The organism is Agrobacterium sp. T29, assembly GCF_006970545.1.
GTDB classification, from domain to species: domain Bacteria; phylum Pseudomonadota; class Alphaproteobacteria; order Rhizobiales; family Rhizobiaceae; genus Agrobacterium; species Agrobacterium leguminum.
The window spans coordinates 1,698,338-1,714,516 of record NZ_CP040641.1; the positions used below are offsets into that span (position 1 = coordinate 1,698,338).

Below are 16,179 nucleotides of genomic sequence, written 5' to 3' on the forward strand. Positions count from 1 at the left end.
ATGGCGGCTTATGCCTGGAATGCATTTGCTCTAGCGCGCGGTGATACGCTCGACCATGGAAACGGGTACGACCTGAAGCCGGGTTTCCGGCTCATCGCTATCGAGCGCGGTTAAAACCTTCTCGGTCAATGCGTCGAAGGATTGGGCAACGGTGGTCAGCTGGTAGCTTTTCCAGCCCGCCTGCGGAATATCGTCGAAGCCGACAATCGAGAGATCTTCCGGCACCCGGCGGCCCATTTCCAGCCGCGCGGCGTCCATGAAACCGAGCGCCAGCAGATCGGTCACGCAGAAGGCGCCGTCTATCGTCTTGTCGGATAGCAACTCGCAGCCGGCCTGATAACCGCTGTCATAGCTCGTCGGCCCGCCGGACCATGGAACGACCTCGATGCCTTCGATGGTCATGCGCTGGGTAAAGGCGGCGGCGCGGCGCAACTGTGCCGGCGTCTGGCTGCCGCTGGAAATGACCGCGACCTTTTTGCATTTCGCTTCCACAAGCCGCATGGCGGCAAGATCGGCGCCGCGGGAATCGTCGCTCAGCACCATATTTGTATCGGTGCGATCAAGACGCTGATTGATGAGAATGAGGCGTACGCCATTGGCGATGCATTCATCGACGATCGAGGCCGGCGGTTCGCCGGAGAGAACAACGATGGCCTGCGCACGGAATTCGAAGAGAAGCTCGATCAGCGGCGCAATGTCCTTGCGGGCATCCGCCGCATTCAGCAGCAGGCATTGCAGGCCACGACGCAGAAGGCCGATGCTGAGGAGATCGAGCTGCTTTGAAATGAAGGGAGAGCTGAGGTTGGCGCCGACGACCCCGATGAGATTGGAGCGGTCATTGTTGAGGCCCTGCGCCAGCCGGTTGACGCGGTAGCCGAGTTCCTGCGCGGCTTTCAGTACCTTGCGCCGGACGGCCTTCGATACGCTGCCGCCGGGTGTGAAGGTGCGCGAGACGGCGGAGCGCGAAACCCCGGCCTTTTTCGCTACTTCTTCGGCCGTCACGAACCCTCTCGCCATTCAACTCCCCCGTTGCGAAATCCTATGCCTGATATCACAGGCCATATGATGTCGGCTATTCCAATTGAAATTTTTCACCTGTGCTCGGCCACGCTGAGAAAAGGCCGCCCGCATTCCGGGAAAATGTCTCATCCGTTCCATTGTCGCCATGCAGGGAAAAAACATTTCCCACGCAAGCTCGTTCAAAAATTACAGTTTTGTGACAAAAAACCATTTTAAAACAAATAAATAAGTTAGTGATCACGTGTGCATTTTTTCATTGACAAAATGTCTTTTAAGACGGATCATGCATTCCAAGGTCAAGGAAGATATGGAATTTTTATTCTACATCGGCCTTGCCGGCGATGTTTTCGGGAGGAGCTGGATCATCGTTATTTGTGGGCTGGACGCCCGCTTGTGAAGCATTGACGCATTGCTGAAGGTCAACGCACGCGCCGCCTGTTCTGCGGGTCGCGCGAAGGCGGGTGCTTGCCGGCGTGTGGCGGCAATTGCGTGGCCATATGGGGAGAGATAATGGCTCTTTTAAGCGAATCGACGAAGGCGGAGGCGCTGGGAGGTCCCCCGGCGACCGCGCCTTCGGCATGGCAGGCCTGGCGGTATCGTCTCAAGGTCGCGCTCAGGGAACCGACGACGCTGATCGGCGTCCTGACGGCGCTGCTTTTCACCTATCTGATCGTCGTTCCGATCATTTCGATCATTCTCGACGCCGTCCGCGTCCAGTTCGGCCACGAACGGCGTCTCGGCAAGGATGTCGGCGATCTCACGCTTTATTATCTCGACAGGGCGTTTTTTTCGCCTGTCGCATCGGATCTTTTCTGGCGTCCGCTCTTCAATACGCTGACCGTGGCATTCGGGGCGATTGCGCTTTCGCTCGTCATCGGCACCGTGCTCGCCTGGCTTATCAGCCGGACGGACATGTTCGGCCGTCGCTGGTTCGCCACCGCTTTGATCGTGCCCTATATGCTGCCGGCCTGGACCTTTGCGCTTGCCTGGACGACGCTGTTTAAAAATCGCACCGTTGGCGGTCAGCCCGGCTGGTTCGAGGCGATAGGGCTCACTCCGCCGGATTGGGTGGCTTATGGGCGTTTCCCGATCACCATTATCCTTGCCTTGCACTACACGCCTTTCGTCATCCTGCTGTTCGGCTCGGCGCTTCGCCGCTTCGACTCGCAGCTTGAAGATTCCGCCCGCATTCTCGGCGCCCATCGTTATCAGGTGGCGTTGCAGGTCATCCTGCCGCTGATGCGCCCGGCGCTGCTGTCTTCCATGGTGCTGATCTTCGCGAAGTGCCTCGGTGAATTCGGCGTGCCCTATGTTCTCGGGCTGCCCGTGAAATTCGAGGTCCTGTCGACCTCGCTGTTCCGCAGCATCGCCTCGCGCCAGACCGGCGTTGCCGGCGTCGTTGCGGCCTCGATCATGCTCATCGGCATCATCACGCTCATGATCGACGCTCGGCTCGTTCGCGAAGCCCGCCGTTTTGTGACCATCGGTTCGAAGGGTTCGATGAACCGGCAGAGCCGTCTCGGCAAGATGCGGCTTCCGGCAACCGGCTTTGCGGCCGCCATCTTCATCCTCAGTGTCGGCCTGCCGCTTCTGACCCTGGCGCTTTCGACCGTCATGAAAATGCCGGCCCGCTTCACGTTCGACAACTTCACGCTCGATTACTGGATCGGCAGCAATCTCAACACGGTGGCTTTGCAGACCGGCGTGCTCCTGAGCCCCGATCTGTGGGCAGCCGCGAAAAACACGATGATGATCGTCGGTCTTGCCTCGCTCACATCGGGTATTCTCGGCCTGCTTGTCGGTTATGTCGTCATCCGCACCCCGGTGCGGGCCCTGTCGGTCTATCTGCGACAGGTGACGTTCCTGCCTTATCTCGTGCCCGGCATCGCTTTTGCCGCCGCCTATCTGTCGCTCTTTGCCGTTCCGCGCGGGCCGATGCCGGCGCTTTATGGCACGGTGACGATCCTCATCCTGGCGCTGATTGCCGACCAGATGCCCTATGCCTCGCGCGCCGGCATTTCAGCAATGACGCAGCTTGGAAAGGATCCGGAAGAGGCGGCCCAGATCGCCGGCGCGGGCTGGTTCCGCCGCATGATCTCCATCGTCATTCCGATCCAGAAGGGATCGCTGGTGACCGGGGTTCTCCTGCCCTTCATTTCGGGCATCAAAGGCTTGAGCCTCTTCGTGATCCTCGCCGTGCCAAGCACGGATGTTCTGACCACCTATTCGCTGCGGCTGGTCGACTACCACTACACGCAGGCCGCCAACGCCGTGGTGCTGATCATCGCCGCCATCGCCTATTTCGGCACGCTGTTGGCCCAGAAGCTGACCCGCACAAATCTTGCAGAAGGACTTGGAAGCTGATGCCTACCATCAACATGCGCGGTGCGCAGAAAAACTACGGTGTGAACTCCGCAAATGCGGTTTCCGATCTCGATCTCGAAATTCGCGACGGCGAGTTCATGTGTCTGCTCGGCCCTTCCGGCTGCGGCAAGACCACGACGCTGCGCATGATCGCCGGCCTTGAAAACCTCTCCGGCGGGGAAATCCGCGTCGGCGACCGGGTGATCGATTCCGTTACCGAAGGCATCTTCGTGCCGCCGGAAAAGCGTGAAATGGGCCTGGTATTCCAGAGCTACGCTCTGTGGCCGCATCTGACCATCGAGCGCAACACGGATTTCGGTCTGCGCCTGCGCAAGCTGCCGAAAGCGGAGCGCGAAGCGCGGGTGGAGCGCGTCATGCAGGCGCTCGATATCGCCAAATATCGCGACCGCTATCCGTCGCAGCTTTCCGGCGGACAGCAGCAGCGCGTGGCGCTTGCCCGCATGCTTGCGGTCAATCCGGGCGTTCTGCTTCTCGATGAGCCGCTCTCCAATCTGGATGCCCGGCTGCGGCTGGAAATGCGCGCCGAGCTGAAGCGGCTGCACAAGGAGTTCAAGACCACCATCGTCTTCGTGACGCATGACCAGTGGGAAGCCATGACGCTTGCCACCACCATCGCCGTCATGAACGAGGGCACACTGCAGCAGATGGGCACGCCGAACGATATCTATGACCGTCCGGCCAATCGTTTCGTCGCCGAATTCGTAGGAAGCCCGCCGATCAATATCCTGACCTTCGGTCAGCCCGGCGTGTCGGATATAGCCGACAGGGCGGAAGCCTATTTCGCAACGCGTTATCCGCAACTGCGCGGCATCGCCTCGATCGGCATGAGGCCAGAGGCGATGGGTTATGCGATGAAGCCCGAGGATGTACCGCAGGGCAGCTTCTCCGGCGAAATGACGGTGACCGGCGTGCTACCGACCGGCGGTAGCTGGATTCTCGAACTCAGAAGCGAGAACCACACGTTGTTCCTGACCACCCATTCCCTGCCGCGTATCGACAGCGGCGACCGCGTGTTTTTCCACGTGCCGCCCGAGGCCCTGCACGCCTTTGACGTGAGGGGTCAGCGCATCACCGAGGCGGACGCCGTTCTGCGCAACAGCACCTACAACTGAAAACGCCGCCGAGACGGCTGAAGGAGAAGCAGTATGAAGCGGACAATGACGGGCCTGAGCCAGCTGTTATGCGCAACGGCGATCGCCGCAACGCTTGGCGGCGCGGCGAAGGCGGGAGAACCTTTCGACCTCAATGCCCTGATCGAGGCGGCGAAAAAGGAAAAGCCGATCACCGTCTATGACAGCACGGGCAAGATCGTCGAAATGGCGAAGAACTTCGCGGCAAAATATGGTGTCGGCGCAGAGGGCGCGAAGGTGAAGGCCTCGGCCCAGCTGGAAATGATCATCCGCGAGGCGCGCGCCAACAATATTCAGGGCGATGTCTCGATCATCAGCGATGCGCCTGCGGCGATGGCGCAGCTTATTCCGCTCGGTTTCGTCGAAAGCTGGCTGCCGCCGGATATGGCCGGCAATATTCCCCCGGAATATCAGGACCCGCTTACCGTCGTCACCAGCGCCAATGTCTGGGCCTATAACAGTGAGCTTTTCGACAAATGCCCCGTTTCCAACATCTGGGAACTGACCGACCCGAAGTGGAAGGGCAAGGTGGCGATGCAGGATCCGCTCGGCAAGGCCTCCTACGTCGACTGGTTCAACCAGATGGCCAGCCACGGCGACGGCGAGGTGAAGGCGGCCTATAAGGCGCTTCACGGCAAGGACCTCGAAACCGGGGAAAAGAGCGCGACTGCGGCCTGGGTGAAGGCGCTCGCCGCCAACGCTCCGCTGCTGACCGACGCCGATGCGGCCGCTGCCGAAGCCGTTGGCGCTCCCGGCCAGAAGGAGCCCTTCATGGGCCTCATCAGCTCGGCGAAGTTCCGCGACAATGCCGAGAAGGGCATGAAACTCGGCCTCTGCAAGGAGCTGAAACCCTGGGTCGGCTGGCTCTATCCGGGTGTCGGGCTGATCACCAAAGGCACGAACAGCCCGAATGCGGCGAAGCTCTTCATTCATTACATCATGACCGCCGAAGGCATCGCGCCGCAGGCGATCGACGGCAAGATGTCGACCAACAAAGAGGTGAGCCTGCCTGCGGATGAGCCCTCGGGTATCGGCGCCGTTCTCGATGACATTCTGCCCTACAGCATGGCGACCAGCCTTGAAGACTGGGATGCGCGTGAAACCTGGCAGGACTTCTGGCGTGTGAACTACAAAAAATAACGGGGGGACCATCTGGTGACGATCACTACTCAGAACAAGAATGGCAATGAGCGCAGGCGGCGCAGGACCGCCTCCGCACTTTGCCTCGGCTTTTCGCTGGCGCTCAGCGGGGCCGCCCATGCGCAGGATGCCTTCAATCTCGATGCGCTCATCGACGCCGCGAAGAAGGAAAAGCCGATCACGGTTTATGCGGTGACCGGCAAGATCGTCGATACGGCACAGGCCTTCACCGCCAAATACGGCGTGCAGGCGAGCGGCAAGAAGGTGAACGAGGCAACGCAGGTCGAGTTGATGATCCGCGAACATCGGGCGGGCAATGTCGTCGGCGACGTGAGCGTGGCAACCGATGTCGCCTCCGCCATGGGCGAGCTTCTGCCGGAAGGCATCGCCACCAGCTGGACGCCGCCGGATCTCGAAGGCGATATTCCTCAAAAGCTGCGCGATCCGCTCGTGGTCGTCTCGGATCCGCATGTCTGGACCTACAATACCGAGAAATACGACACATGCCCGGTCACCAACATCTGGCAGCTGACGGAGCCGAAGTGGAAGGGCAAGCTCGCCATGCTCGATCTCTTCGACAAGCCGCTTTATGCCGACTGGTTCAACCAGATCGAAACCCATCACGATGCCGATGTCGCCAGGGCCTATGAGGACCTTTACGGCAAGAAGCTGGAGACGGGCGAAAAAAGCGCAACGGCGGCCTGGGTGAAAGCCTTTGCCGAAAATGCACCGCTGCTGACGGATTCGAGTTCGGTGGCGGATGCGGCCGGTGCGCCGGGGCAGGCCGATCCCTTCTTCGTCATCACTTCGGTAGCGAAGTATCGTGACAACGAGGCCAAGGGGTTGAAGCTCGGTCTTTGCAGCGGCGTAAAGCCCTTTTCCGGCTTTCTTTATCCCGGTTTCGGGCTGATTGCCGGGCAAACGAAAAGCCCGAATGCGGCGAAGCTTTTCCTGCATTACCTGATGACGGAAGAAGGCATCGCGCCGCAGACCGCTGACGGTAAACTCTCCGGCAATATGAAAATAGCCCTGCCGGCGGATGAGCCCTCGAAGGTCGCCAATCATCTCGATGAGCTGATGGCTTTCGACGCCGCAACGGCGGCCGACGACCTCGACAAGCGCGAAGGCTGGCAGGATTTCTGGCGTGTGAACTACAAAAAATAAACGGAAGGCGGGTGCGAGCCCGCCTGTCTTTTCCTTGGGAGGGGAAACGATGCGAAGAACCAATTTGAGGACCGCCTCGGCCATGGCCGCAGCTGCAGCGATTATGGGCGTTTCCGCACTCACCGCCGCGGCTGAAGAGACTTTCGATCTCGATGCTGTTCTTGCGGCTGCGAAGCAGGAGAAGCCGATCAACATCTATGACAGCACTGGCAAGATCGTTGAGATGGCCGATAAATTCAGCGCCAAATACGGGCTGAAGGCGACGGGAGTGAAGGTTTCCGCCAATAGCCAGCTGGAGATGATTATCCGCGAAAGCCAGTCGAACAATGTGCAGGGCGATGTAGTGCTGATCACCGATGCGCCTTCGGCGCTCGCCCAGCTTCTGCCGGCAGGTTTCGTCGAGAATTATCTGCCGGGCGACATGGCCTCGAAAATCCCGGCGCAGTTTCAAAACCCGCTGGCCATTTCCACCAATGCCAACGTCTGGGCCTATAATACCGAAGCCTATGACAAATGCCCGGTGACGAATATCTGGGAACTGACCGAGCCGAAATGGAAAGGCAAGGTCGCCATGGTCGATCCGCTCAGTAAGAGCACCTATACGGACTGGTTCAACCAGCTTGAAGCCCACGGCAATGAAAAGGTGGCGGCAGCCTACAAGGCCCATTCCGGCAAGGAGATGGAGGAAAAGGGTGCGGCAGCCGCCTGGATCAAGGCGCTGGCCGCGAATGGTCCGCTCGCCACCGATGGCGACGATCCGGTGGCGGAGGCGGTGGGCGCGCCGGGTCAGAAGCAGCCCTTCTTCGGCCTGCTGAGTTCGGCCAAGTTTCGCGACAATGCCGACAAGGGCTACAAGCTCGGCCTCTGCACCGATCTCGATCCCTGGGTCGGCTGGACCTATATCAAGCTCGGCCTGATGGCCTCCAAGACCAGAAGCCCAAACACGGCCAAGCTCTTTATCCATTACGTCCTGACGGAAGAGGGCATCGCCCCGCAGATGAAGGACGGCAAGCTGCCGACCAATACCGACATCAAGATGCCGGATGACGAGCCTTCGGGGCTGATGAAGGTCGCCGACCGGCTGATGGGTTACGATTCCGCCACCGGTCTCGATGATTTCGACCGCCGCGAGGAATGGCAGGATTTCTGGCGCGTCAACTATACGAAATAACCCCGGTTGGCGCGGCCCGTGCCGCGCCGCCTCCTCCCTTTTGCGAACGAACGGACTGGACATGCCGATGCAGACTTCATTGAGCGAACGGAAACCTGGAGACGAGGATGCGTTTTCCCGCTCTGTGCGGTTGATGAAGATCGCGGAAACAGCGGCGCGTGCCGTGCGCGATCCGTTGCTGGCGGCGTTTCGGTCGGATATGGCGGTGGACTACAAGGTCGATCTCCACGATATCGTGACCATCCATGACAAGCGCGCCGAGGCTGCCATCCGCGCCGTCATTCTCGAACGGGAGCCCAATTCGGCGATCATGGGCGAGGAGGGCGGCCAGATCGGTGGCGGTGAGGTGCAATGGTATGTCGACCCTATCGACGGCACGGCAAATTTCGCCCGCGGCCTTGCTTTCTGGTGCGTGTCCATTGCTGCCGTCATAGGCGGAGAAGCCGTCGCCGGCGTGGTTTACGATCCCGTGGCGGACCAGATGTTTTCCGCCGATCTCAAAACCTCCTATCTTGATGGCGAAAGGCTGCATTCCCGCAGCGTTACAGATGAGACGCGGGCGACGCTCATCACCGGCTATCCCGTCTCGCGCGATTTCCGGCTGGATGGGCGGGAAGCGGCGCTCGCCAATTTCGGCACTCTTGCCGAGACCTTTTCGACATTGCGCCGGCCCGGCAGCGCTGCGCTCAGCATTGCCCATGTCGCGGCCGGCTGGACGGATGCGGCCGCCGGTTTCGGCGTCAATGCCTGGGATGTGGCAGCCGCCATTCTCATTCTCAAAAACGCCGGTGGAACCTATGAGCCGCTGACCCTCGGAAAGGTGGCGGAAGGTTCCGTCGATTTCCTTTGCCCGGGCTATATCGCCACGGGTGAGGGGGCCAGCTATCCGACATTGCAGCGGGTGGCGCGATCCATATCCGAAAGCCGCATCGCCAATGCGGCGATCCGACTGAACCAGACGGCCGCGAAGGCTTGAAGACACAATAGATGACGGCGGCCGTATAGACGCCGATGGAGACATGACATGCCGCAATCGCGACCGACCCCATTCCGAGAGCAAGAAACAGGCGAGCTGCCGAAGCTCAGCCGCATCTATGAGCAGCATCCGCTTTACGGCGTCGATCTCTTCATTTCCGGCAAGGAGGGGGCGAGCGACCTCAATCTTCTACGCCAGAACGGCATTACCACCGTCGTCAATTGCGCCGTCAATCTGGATTTCAATTTCGTGGAGCAGTCACAGGTCGTTTCCGACCACGAAGGCAGCGTCTATGGGCCGGGCGAAATCCGCTATTATAAGATCGGCCTGATCGACGGGAGCGGAAATCCCGATACCCAGATGGTTGCGGCCCATTATATCCTGCGAGCGGCGCTGGAGCAGATATTGCCCGACAAGCCCTCCTATCCCCGGCGGGAGCGTGGCAACGTGCTCATAAATTGCCGGGGCGGCCGTTCGCGTTCCGTCGCCGTCGTTGCGCTTTTCCTGCATCTCACGCTGCCAACGGAGTTTCCGACGCTGGATGACGCCATCGGCTTCGTTCGCCTGAAACGCGAGCTGCCGGAGAACGAATGGTACAAGGCGCCGAAACCGGTGCTTGCGGATGCTGCCCGCCGGGCCGCAGGCTGGATTGCCATGATCGACGCCGCGCATTGAAAGGCGGAAGACTGTCTGGTCAGTTTTGCGGTTCCAGCGCGCTTGCCGCGGCCTCGGCACGCGCGGCGGCCTCCTTTGCTTCCCGCTCGGCGCGGGAGGCCGCTTCCGGGTTGCTCGAACCGTTATAGTCTCCCATGGCGCGTTCCCCGATGGCGATGTGGACATCCTTGAGCTGGACGATGACGACACCGGCGAGGATGGCCGCGCCGATAAGGAACGCTGTTTTCCCGTTCATGGTCATTCGACTCCACGCTTCGTGTTTGCCGGCGGAAGAAACAGCCGGCAAAACCGCCGCTCAGCGGGTCAGGAGGCCGATGCCTGTTTCCGCATCGAACAAATGCATATCGGACGGGTCGATGTCGAGGCCGATCGTTTCACCGGCTTTGACTGCGCTGCGTCCCTGCACCGCGATGACCAGTTCGGTGGAGGTTCCCGTGGTGAGGAAGGTGGCCGAACCGGTCGTTTCCACAGCGGAAACCGGCAGCGCCAATGTCGCTCCGGCTGCTGCGGCCGGCCGGATATGTTCCGGCCTGATGCCGACGATCACATCTTTGCTCGGCGGCAGGGAGGCCGGATTCCCGATCGATTGCTGCGGCTCGCCTTCGCCGAACACGAGCTGAAGGGATGCGCCATCCGGGCTGACGGTCGCCGGAATGAAATTCATGGCCGGCGAGCCGATGAAGCCGGCAACGAAACGATTGACCGGGCGGTCGTATAGTTCCAGCGGTGTGCCCTGCTGCTCGATCACGCCGTCGCGCATGACGACGACATGATCGGCCATGGTCATCGCTTCGATCTGGTCATGGGTGACATAGACCGAGGTGGCATGCAGGCGATCGTGCAGCGCGCGGATTTCCTTTCGCATATGGACGCGTAGCGCCGCATCGAGATTGGAAAGCGGCTCATCGAACAGAAACGCCTGCGGGTTGCGGATGATCGCACGGCTCATGGCCACACGTTGGCGCTGGCCGCCGGAAAGTTCGCGCGGATAACGCTTCATCAGCTTTGAAAGACCTGTTGTGGCGGCAACTTCTTCCGCCGCCTTGCGGGCCTCGGCCTTGGCGACGCCGCGCATACGCAGCGAATAGGTGAGATTTTCCTCCACGGTCATATGCGGGTAGAGCGCATAGGACTGGAACACCATGGCCACATCGCGCTTGCGCGGCGGCACGCCGTTCATGAGCGTGCCGGCAATGCGCATGTCGCCGGCCGATATGGTTTCCAGCCCGGCAAGCGAGCGCAGAAGGGTGGACTTGCCGCAGCCCGACGGGCCGACAAGTGCGACGAAAGTGCCCTTCTCGATGGAAAGGTTGATGTTCTTCAGCGCATGAAAGGCGCCGTAATATTTGTTCACGCCGGAAAGTTCGATCTGAAGGGTCATTTGAGCGCTCCTGAGGTCAGGCCGGAAACGATGCGGCGCTGCAAGAGAATGAAGAGGGCAAGAATGGGCGTCACATACATGGTCGCATAGGCCATGATGTTGTTCCATTCGCTGGTATTGGGGCCCATGAAGGAATTGAGGCCGACGCTGGCGGGCTGTAGTTCGGCCGCCTGGATCATCGATTTCGAATAGACGAATTCGCCGAAGGCCTGCATGAAGATGAGGATGGCGCTGACGAGAATGCCGTTTCTGGCAAGCGGCAACACGATGTTGAAGAAGGCGCCGACCCGGGAATTGCCATCCACCAGCGCCGCCTCTTCCAGCTCCTGCGGCACGGCCATGAAAGTGGCGCGCACAAGCACCACGAAGAAGGGCATGCTTTTCGCCGCAATGGCGAGGATGACCGACAGGCGCGGATAATCGAGAAGCCCGAATTGCGAGAAACCGACGAAGATCGGCGTGATCATCAGCGATGCCGGCAGAACCTGCAGCATGAGGATGAGGAACAGGCCGATATCGACCCAGACATTGCGATAGCGCGCCAGCACATAGGCGCAGCCGACGCCGAGAATAGTGATCAGCAGCACCGCGCTGGAGGCGATCAGCACCGAATTCCACAGGTATCGGCCCATGTTGCGGCTGTTCCAGACATAGGCATAGGTCTGCCATTGCGGGTCCGTGGGCCAGAAGGCTGGCGGATTGGCGAACATTTCCGAGCCGCTTTTGAGCGAGGTCAGATACATCCAGTAAAGCGGGAAAAGGTAGATGATGGCGAGCACGATGGCGATGGCCAGCATCAGACGGTTGCGGGTCGTGATGCTCATCCACGCACCTCATGCCGTGTGGAGCGCACATAAACGATGGAGGCCAGCATGACGAAAACGATCATGATGACGGAGATCGTGGCGCCCTTGCCGAAATCATATTGCCGGAAGGACAGATCCCAGGCCCAATATTGCGCCACGTTGGAGCTGTTGTTCGGTCCGCCATCGGTAATTGCGGCGAAAAGATCGAATTGCTGCAGCGTGAAGATCAGCCCGAGCGAAACGATCGCACCGATGGTGGAACGCATCATCGGCAGGGTGATGGTGTAGAAGCGCTGCCAGGCATTGGCGCCGTCCAGCTCCGCGGCTTCGTAGAGATCGCCGGGAATGGAGGCGAGGCCGACGGAAAGCAGGATCATGTTGAAGGAGGTGCCGAGCCAGATATTGGCGATGACGACGGCCCAGAGCGAAAAATTCGCATCCGAACGCCAGAAGATATTGCCCGATATCAGGCCGCTTTCCCGCAGGAAGAAATTCAACACGCCGAAATCGCCCGAGAGAATCCAGTTCCAGATTGCGCCGACGACGAGGCCGGGCATGACCCAGGACACGAGGAAAAGGCCGCGCAGCCAGGTGGCGCCGGGAAAATTGACCCAGAAGAACAGCGCCAGACCGAAGCCGATGGCGAATTGCCCGGCAATCGAGGCCACGACAAAGGTGACGGTGTTGAAAAGGATCGGCAATGTTTCCGGCTGCCGGAACAGGTCGATATAATTCTTGAAGCCGACGAAGGGGCGCACGAAGGTGCCCAGGCTGAACATGTCGACTTCCTGAAAGCTCATGACGATGTTGTAGATGAGCGGCAGCCCAGCCATGACGAACAGGAAGCCCAAAGGAAAGGCGACAAGGACGATATCGAAACCGCGACCGTCACTGAGGCTGGAAAACAGTTTTTTCATGAAACATCCTCGCAAGCTCCAGTCGGGGCCGCCGCCGCTTGTCGCGGCAGGCAGCCCCACCGGGAGGAACCCCTTGGGTGGAGGCCGGAGAAACCCTGGCCGTCCGCCCGGATCAGCCTTCGACCAGCTTTATCTTTTCAGCGGCCTGATCGAGCGCGGCTTTCGGCGTCATCTGACCCGAAAGCGCACCCTGAATAGCATCCTGAATCGCCTTGGAAATCTTCGGCCATTCTGGCGATGGGCCGCGCGGCTGCGCATATTTCAGCTGTTCCACGAAGGTCTTCAGCGCCTCATCCTTCAACGCATTGCCTGTGGGCGGAACCGGAATATCCGAGCGCGCCGGCAACTGGCCGAAGTTCTTGAACATGTCCTTGTCCTTAGAGGCGAAGAACTCGATTGCCTTGAAGGCCTCTTCCGGATGTTTCGTCTTGGAGAAGATCGCCCAGTTATAGTCACCCATGGCCGAAGACCGGGGGGCGTCGGGCGTGGGCACCGGCAGCAAAGCGACACCCCAGTCAAACTTGGCGTCCTTCAGCATGCGGTCGATTTCCCATGGGCCGGAAATGACCATGGCGGCGTTGCCGGCGTTGAAGGTGGCGGTGGAGTCCCACTGGCTGCGCGTCAGCGTATCCGGCGATGCCAGCTTTTCATCCAGCATCAGCTTCCACGTTTCGAGCGCTTTGACGGCACCCTCGGTATTGATGTTCTTGTAGGTCGCGCCCGCCATTTGCGCCCAGGGCAGGAACTGGAAGGTGCCTTCCTCATTCGCCTTGGCGCTGAAGCTGATGCCATAGATGTTCTTCGAGGGGTCGGTCAGCTTGCGGGCCGCTTCCACCAGCTCGTCCCAGGTCCGCGGCGGTTTTGCCGCGTCCAGCCCTGCGGCCTTGAACAGGTCCTTGTTGTAATAAAGCGCAATCGTATTCGTAGCCTTCGGCACGCCGAAATATTTGCCGTCCCACATCACCGATTTCAGCGGTCCCGGAAAATAATTCTCCGTCTTGATGACATCCGACTTGGCGATCATGTCGGTCACGTCAAGAAAGGCGCCGCGTGCGGCGAACATGGCGTGGTTGGGGTTGTCGATGGCGATGATGTCGGGCGCATTGCCGGTGGAATAGGCGCGCATGGATTCGCTTACCACATCATCGAACTGCAATTGCCGGTATTCGATCTTGATGCCGTTATTGAGCGCGTTGAACTCCTTGATGAGGTTCGGCGCGGGCTGGATATCGCGATCCAGCGACCAGAGGGTCAACGTCACATCTTCTGCCTGCGCCGCAATAGCGCCGGCGGACACGCCCGCCTGCAGAAACGCGCCGGCCATCATGCATTTCGCGATACCCATAATCTCCTCCTCTTGGTTATCGTCTCTGCAATTTTCGAAAACCTTCTCCCAAAAGGCTTCCGTTATGTCGGATCGACGACGAAATCGCCGCCGCGGCATTTTTTCAGATAGTTCAGGCCATGCACCTGGCCCGTCATTTCCAGCGCGTCGCGATAGACGGGGTCATGCCAGCCTTCGATGTCGATGGAGCCGGACCAGCCGGCGAGGCGCAGTTCGGAAATAATGTCCGTCCAGTTGCTGTCGCCGAAACCCGGCGTGCGCATGAAGACGAATTTTTCCTTGCCGAAAATGCCGTGCTCGCGAATAACGTCCCATCGGATGGTCGCGTCCTTGCCGTGCACGTGGAAAATCTTGTCCGCCCATTTGCGGATCTGCGGCAGCGGGTCGATCAGATAGACCATCTGATGGCAGGGTTCCCATTCGATGCCGATATGCTCGTCCGGCGTTTCGTTGAAGATCAGTTCCCATGCGTCGGGATTGTGCGCGATGTTCCAGTCGCCGGTCTGCCAGTTGCCGTCCATGGCGCAGTTTTCAAAGGCGATCTTCACGCCCTTGTCGGCGGCGCGTTTTGCAAGCTCGCTCCAGATTTGCCGGTATCGGGGAAGGCTTTCCGGCAGCGGCCTGCCACGAAGCCGGCCCGTGAAACCGGCAACGCAGGTCGCGCCGAAATGGTGGGCATTGTCGATGCAGTCTTTCCAGCCCTGCAATGTCTCAAGGTCGATGTCGGTCTCCTCCAGCGGATTGCCGAACATGCCGAGCGTGCTGATGGTGATGTCGCGCTCGCCGATCGCCTCGCGGCAGCGCTTGCCGAGTTCGGCAAGGTCCTGACCGTTGGTGGTCTGCCAGAAGAACGGCTCGAAGCTTTCAAAGCCGAGATCGGCGATCTGGCCGATGCGCTCGGCCGCCTGTCCCTTGGTGGCGCTGACCATGGTGCCGATGCGGATGGATGTTGCCGGATTGCTCACGTCTTTCAGTCCTTATGCTGCAATTGAAACACGCTGGCCGAGGCGGGCGCTTTCAATCGCGCCGATCACCATGGCAAGGCTGTTGATGTTGTCGAAGGAGGCCGTTTCCGGCATATCACCCGTGCGGATGGATTGAAGGAACGAGAGAATGACGCTGGCATGGCCACGCGTATCCTTCTCGGAAATGGCTTCGGAAACGTTTACGGTCCTAAAGCCACGCAGAAGCCCCTGTTCGTCGCCGGCCACGGAGGCGGAGAAATTGTCTTCCCCGTCCCAGAGGATCATGCCTCTGGAGCCGATCAGCCGCCAGCGCGCTTCCCAGCTGGTCCGCTCGCCTTCGGCGCACCAGGAGCCGCGATAGGTAAAGACGACATCATTCGAGAACTCGAAAATGGCATTGGCGCTCGCTCCATGGGCATACCATGAGCCGGCCGGGTTCTTTTCCACGCAGAAGACAGAGAGGGGTTTTTCATTGGCGACGAAACGGGCCGCATCGAAGGTGTGGATCGCCATGTCGAGAAGCAGGACGTTCTTCATTTCTTCGCGGAAGCCGCCGAAATGCGGCCCAAGGAAGAAATCGCAATGGATGGCCGTCAAATCGCCGATGACGCCGTCTTCCAGCGCGCGGCGCAGCCGCCGGATTCCGGCCACAAACCGCCGGTTTTGCACCACGGCATGAATTTTGCCGGCTTTTTTCGCCAGTTCTACCAGCGTGCGGGCTTCCTCCATCGAGGCGGCAAGCGGCTTTTCGCTGAGCACATGGCACCCGGCCTCGAGACCGGCCTCAACCACGGCGAAGCGCACCTGCGGGATGACGATATCAAAAAGGATGTCGGCTTTCGTTTTAGCGAGAACCTCGCGCAGATCCGTGCCGATGACCGCGTCGGTGAGGGCGAATTCTTCGGCAAGCGCGCGGGCGGTGTTCTCGTTCAGATCGACCAGACCGGCGATCCTGATCGCGCCAGCGATTTCCGGCGTGGACTGAATGGCGCGCAACCAGCCTTTGGCCATAGCTCCGCACCCGCATAAAACGGCATTGAATGTCATCTCATCTCCCCGGACTCTTTCGCAAACTCCTCTTTGCGCAGGGTGTCGTAAACGTTT

Annotated in this window: 15 protein-coding genes; 7 read left to right on the forward strand and 8 right to left on the reverse strand. The window is 60.0% G+C overall.

What is annotated here, in order from left to right; genetic code table 11:
- Positions 1-30: 30 nt before the first annotated feature.
- Positions 31-1,017 (reverse strand): LacI family DNA-binding transcriptional regulator, encoded by a 987-nt coding sequence (locus FGF54_RS22860; protein WP_020811113.1) that lies wholly within the window; start codon positions 1,015-1,017, stop codon positions 31-33.
- 513 nt (positions 1,018-1,530) lie between these two features.
- Between FGF54_RS22860 and FGF54_RS22865 the strand changes: the two genes are divergently transcribed.
- The 7 genes from FGF54_RS22865 (at position 1,531) to FGF54_RS22895 (ending at position 9,661) form a co-directional block, all read left to right on the forward strand.
- On the forward strand, positions 1,531-3,384 hold the full coding sequence (locus FGF54_RS22865) for an iron ABC transporter permease (protein ID WP_142781244.1): 1,854 nt from the start codon (positions 1,531-1,533) through the stop codon (positions 3,382-3,384).
- On the forward strand, positions 3,384-4,517 hold the full coding sequence (locus FGF54_RS22870; RefSeq protein ID WP_142781245.1) for an ABC transporter ATP-binding protein: 1,134 nt from the start codon (positions 3,384-3,386) through the stop codon (positions 4,515-4,517). The genes FGF54_RS22865 and FGF54_RS22870 overlap by 1 nt, the downstream gene beginning before the upstream one ends.
- A gap of 33 nt (positions 4,518-4,550) precedes the next feature.
- Complete coding sequence (locus tag FGF54_RS22875; protein ID WP_142781246.1) at positions 4,551-5,675, forward strand: ABC transporter substrate-binding protein; 1,125 nt, start codon at positions 4,551-4,553, stop codon at positions 5,673-5,675.
- A 15-nt stretch (positions 5,676-5,690) separates the two neighbouring features.
- Positions 5,691-6,839: an ABC transporter substrate-binding protein gene (locus FGF54_RS22880; protein ID WP_142781247.1), complete on the forward strand. Its 1,149-nt coding sequence runs from the start codon at positions 5,691-5,693 to the stop codon at positions 6,837-6,839.
- An 82-nt stretch (positions 6,840-6,921) separates the two neighbouring features.
- The gene (locus tag FGF54_RS22885; protein WP_246667021.1) at positions 6,922-8,010 is read left to right on the forward strand and encodes an ABC transporter substrate-binding protein; all 1,089 of its coding nucleotides are present in this window, start codon (positions 6,922-6,924) and stop codon (positions 8,008-8,010) included.
- Between the two features lie 61 nt (positions 8,011-8,071).
- A complete protein-coding gene (locus FGF54_RS22890; RefSeq protein ID WP_168208220.1) occupies positions 8,072-8,986 on the forward strand; it encodes an inositol monophosphatase in 915 nt (304 codons plus the stop codon).
- Between the two features lie 48 nt (positions 8,987-9,034).
- Positions 9,035-9,661, forward strand: a complete 627-nt coding sequence (locus FGF54_RS22895; protein WP_142781250.1) for a dual specificity protein phosphatase — start codon at positions 9,035-9,037, stop codon at positions 9,659-9,661.
- A gap of 19 nt (positions 9,662-9,680) precedes the next feature.
- Here FGF54_RS22895 and FGF54_RS22900 read toward each other — a convergent pair whose 3' ends face one another.
- From FGF54_RS22900 to FGF54_RS22930, 7 genes are all read right to left on the reverse strand, one after another.
- Positions 9,681-9,896, reverse strand: a complete 216-nt coding sequence (locus FGF54_RS22900) for a hypothetical protein (RefSeq protein WP_246667022.1) — start codon at positions 9,894-9,896, stop codon at positions 9,681-9,683.
- A gap of 60 nt (positions 9,897-9,956) precedes the next feature.
- Positions 9,957-11,042, reverse strand: a complete 1,086-nt coding sequence (locus FGF54_RS22905; RefSeq protein ID WP_142781252.1) for an ABC transporter ATP-binding protein — start codon at positions 11,040-11,042, stop codon at positions 9,957-9,959.
- On the reverse strand, positions 11,039-11,866 hold the full coding sequence (locus FGF54_RS22910; protein WP_065655228.1) for a carbohydrate ABC transporter permease: 828 nt from the start codon (positions 11,864-11,866) through the stop codon (positions 11,039-11,041). The genes FGF54_RS22905 and FGF54_RS22910 overlap by 4 nt, the downstream gene beginning before the upstream one ends.
- Positions 11,863-12,765 (reverse strand): carbohydrate ABC transporter permease, encoded by a 903-nt coding sequence (locus tag FGF54_RS22915; protein WP_020811101.1) that lies wholly within the window; start codon positions 12,763-12,765, stop codon positions 11,863-11,865. Before FGF54_RS22915 ends, FGF54_RS22910 begins: the two co-directional genes overlap by 4 nt.
- 112 nt (positions 12,766-12,877) lie before the next feature.
- Positions 12,878-14,110 (reverse strand): sugar ABC transporter substrate-binding protein, encoded by a 1,233-nt coding sequence (locus tag FGF54_RS22920; protein WP_142781253.1) that lies wholly within the window; start codon positions 14,108-14,110, stop codon positions 12,878-12,880.
- Positions 14,111-14,172: 62 nt separating this feature from the next.
- Positions 14,173-15,075, reverse strand: coding sequence for a sugar phosphate isomerase/epimerase (locus tag FGF54_RS22925; RefSeq protein ID WP_078053304.1), 903 nt, complete (start codon positions 15,073-15,075; stop codon positions 14,173-14,175).
- A gap of 12 nt (positions 15,076-15,087) precedes the next feature.
- Positions 15,088-16,122 (reverse strand): Gfo/Idh/MocA family protein, encoded by a 1,035-nt coding sequence (locus FGF54_RS22930; protein ID WP_142781254.1) that lies wholly within the window; start codon positions 16,120-16,122, stop codon positions 15,088-15,090.
- Positions 16,123-16,179 lie beyond the last annotated feature (57 nt).

Coding starts and splice junctions, on each gene's coding strand:
- FGF54_RS22870 (WP_142781245.1), top strand. CDS start 3,384: ATGCCTACCATCAACATGCGCGGTGCGCAGAAAAACTACGGTGTGAAC.
- FGF54_RS22930 (WP_142781254.1), bottom strand. CDS start 16,122: ATGACATTCAATGCCGTTTTATGCGGGTGCGGAGCTATGGCCAAAGGC.
- FGF54_RS22910 (WP_065655228.1), bottom strand. CDS start 11,866: ATGAGCATCACGACCCGCAACCGTCTGATGCTGGCCATCGCCATCGTG.
- FGF54_RS22905 (WP_142781252.1), bottom strand. CDS start 11,042: ATGACCCTTCAGATCGAACTTTCCGGCGTGAACAAATATTACGGCGCC.
- FGF54_RS22895 (WP_142781250.1), top strand. CDS start 9,035: ATGCCGCAATCGCGACCGACCCCATTCCGAGAGCAAGAAACAGGCGAG.
- FGF54_RS22900 (WP_246667022.1), bottom strand. CDS start 9,896: ATGAACGGGAAAACAGCGTTCCTTATCGGCGCGGCCATCCTCGCCGGT.
- FGF54_RS22860 (WP_020811113.1), bottom strand. CDS start 1,017: ATGGCGAGAGGGTTCGTGACGGCCGAAGAAGTAGCGAAAAAGGCCGGG.
- FGF54_RS22875 (WP_142781246.1), top strand. CDS start 4,551: ATGAAGCGGACAATGACGGGCCTGAGCCAGCTGTTATGCGCAACGGCG.
- FGF54_RS22920 (WP_142781253.1), bottom strand. CDS start 14,110: ATGGGTATCGCGAAATGCATGATGGCCGGCGCGTTTCTGCAGGCGGGC.
- FGF54_RS22885 (WP_246667021.1), top strand. CDS start 6,922: ATGGCCGCAGCTGCAGCGATTATGGGCGTTTCCGCACTCACCGCCGCG.
- FGF54_RS22890 (WP_168208220.1), top strand. CDS start 8,072: ATGCCGATGCAGACTTCATTGAGCGAACGGAAACCTGGAGACGAGGAT.
- FGF54_RS22865 (WP_142781244.1), top strand. CDS start 1,531: ATGGCTCTTTTAAGCGAATCGACGAAGGCGGAGGCGCTGGGAGGTCCC.
- FGF54_RS22915 (WP_020811101.1), bottom strand. CDS start 12,765: ATGAAAAAACTGTTTTCCAGCCTCAGTGACGGTCGCGGTTTCGATATC.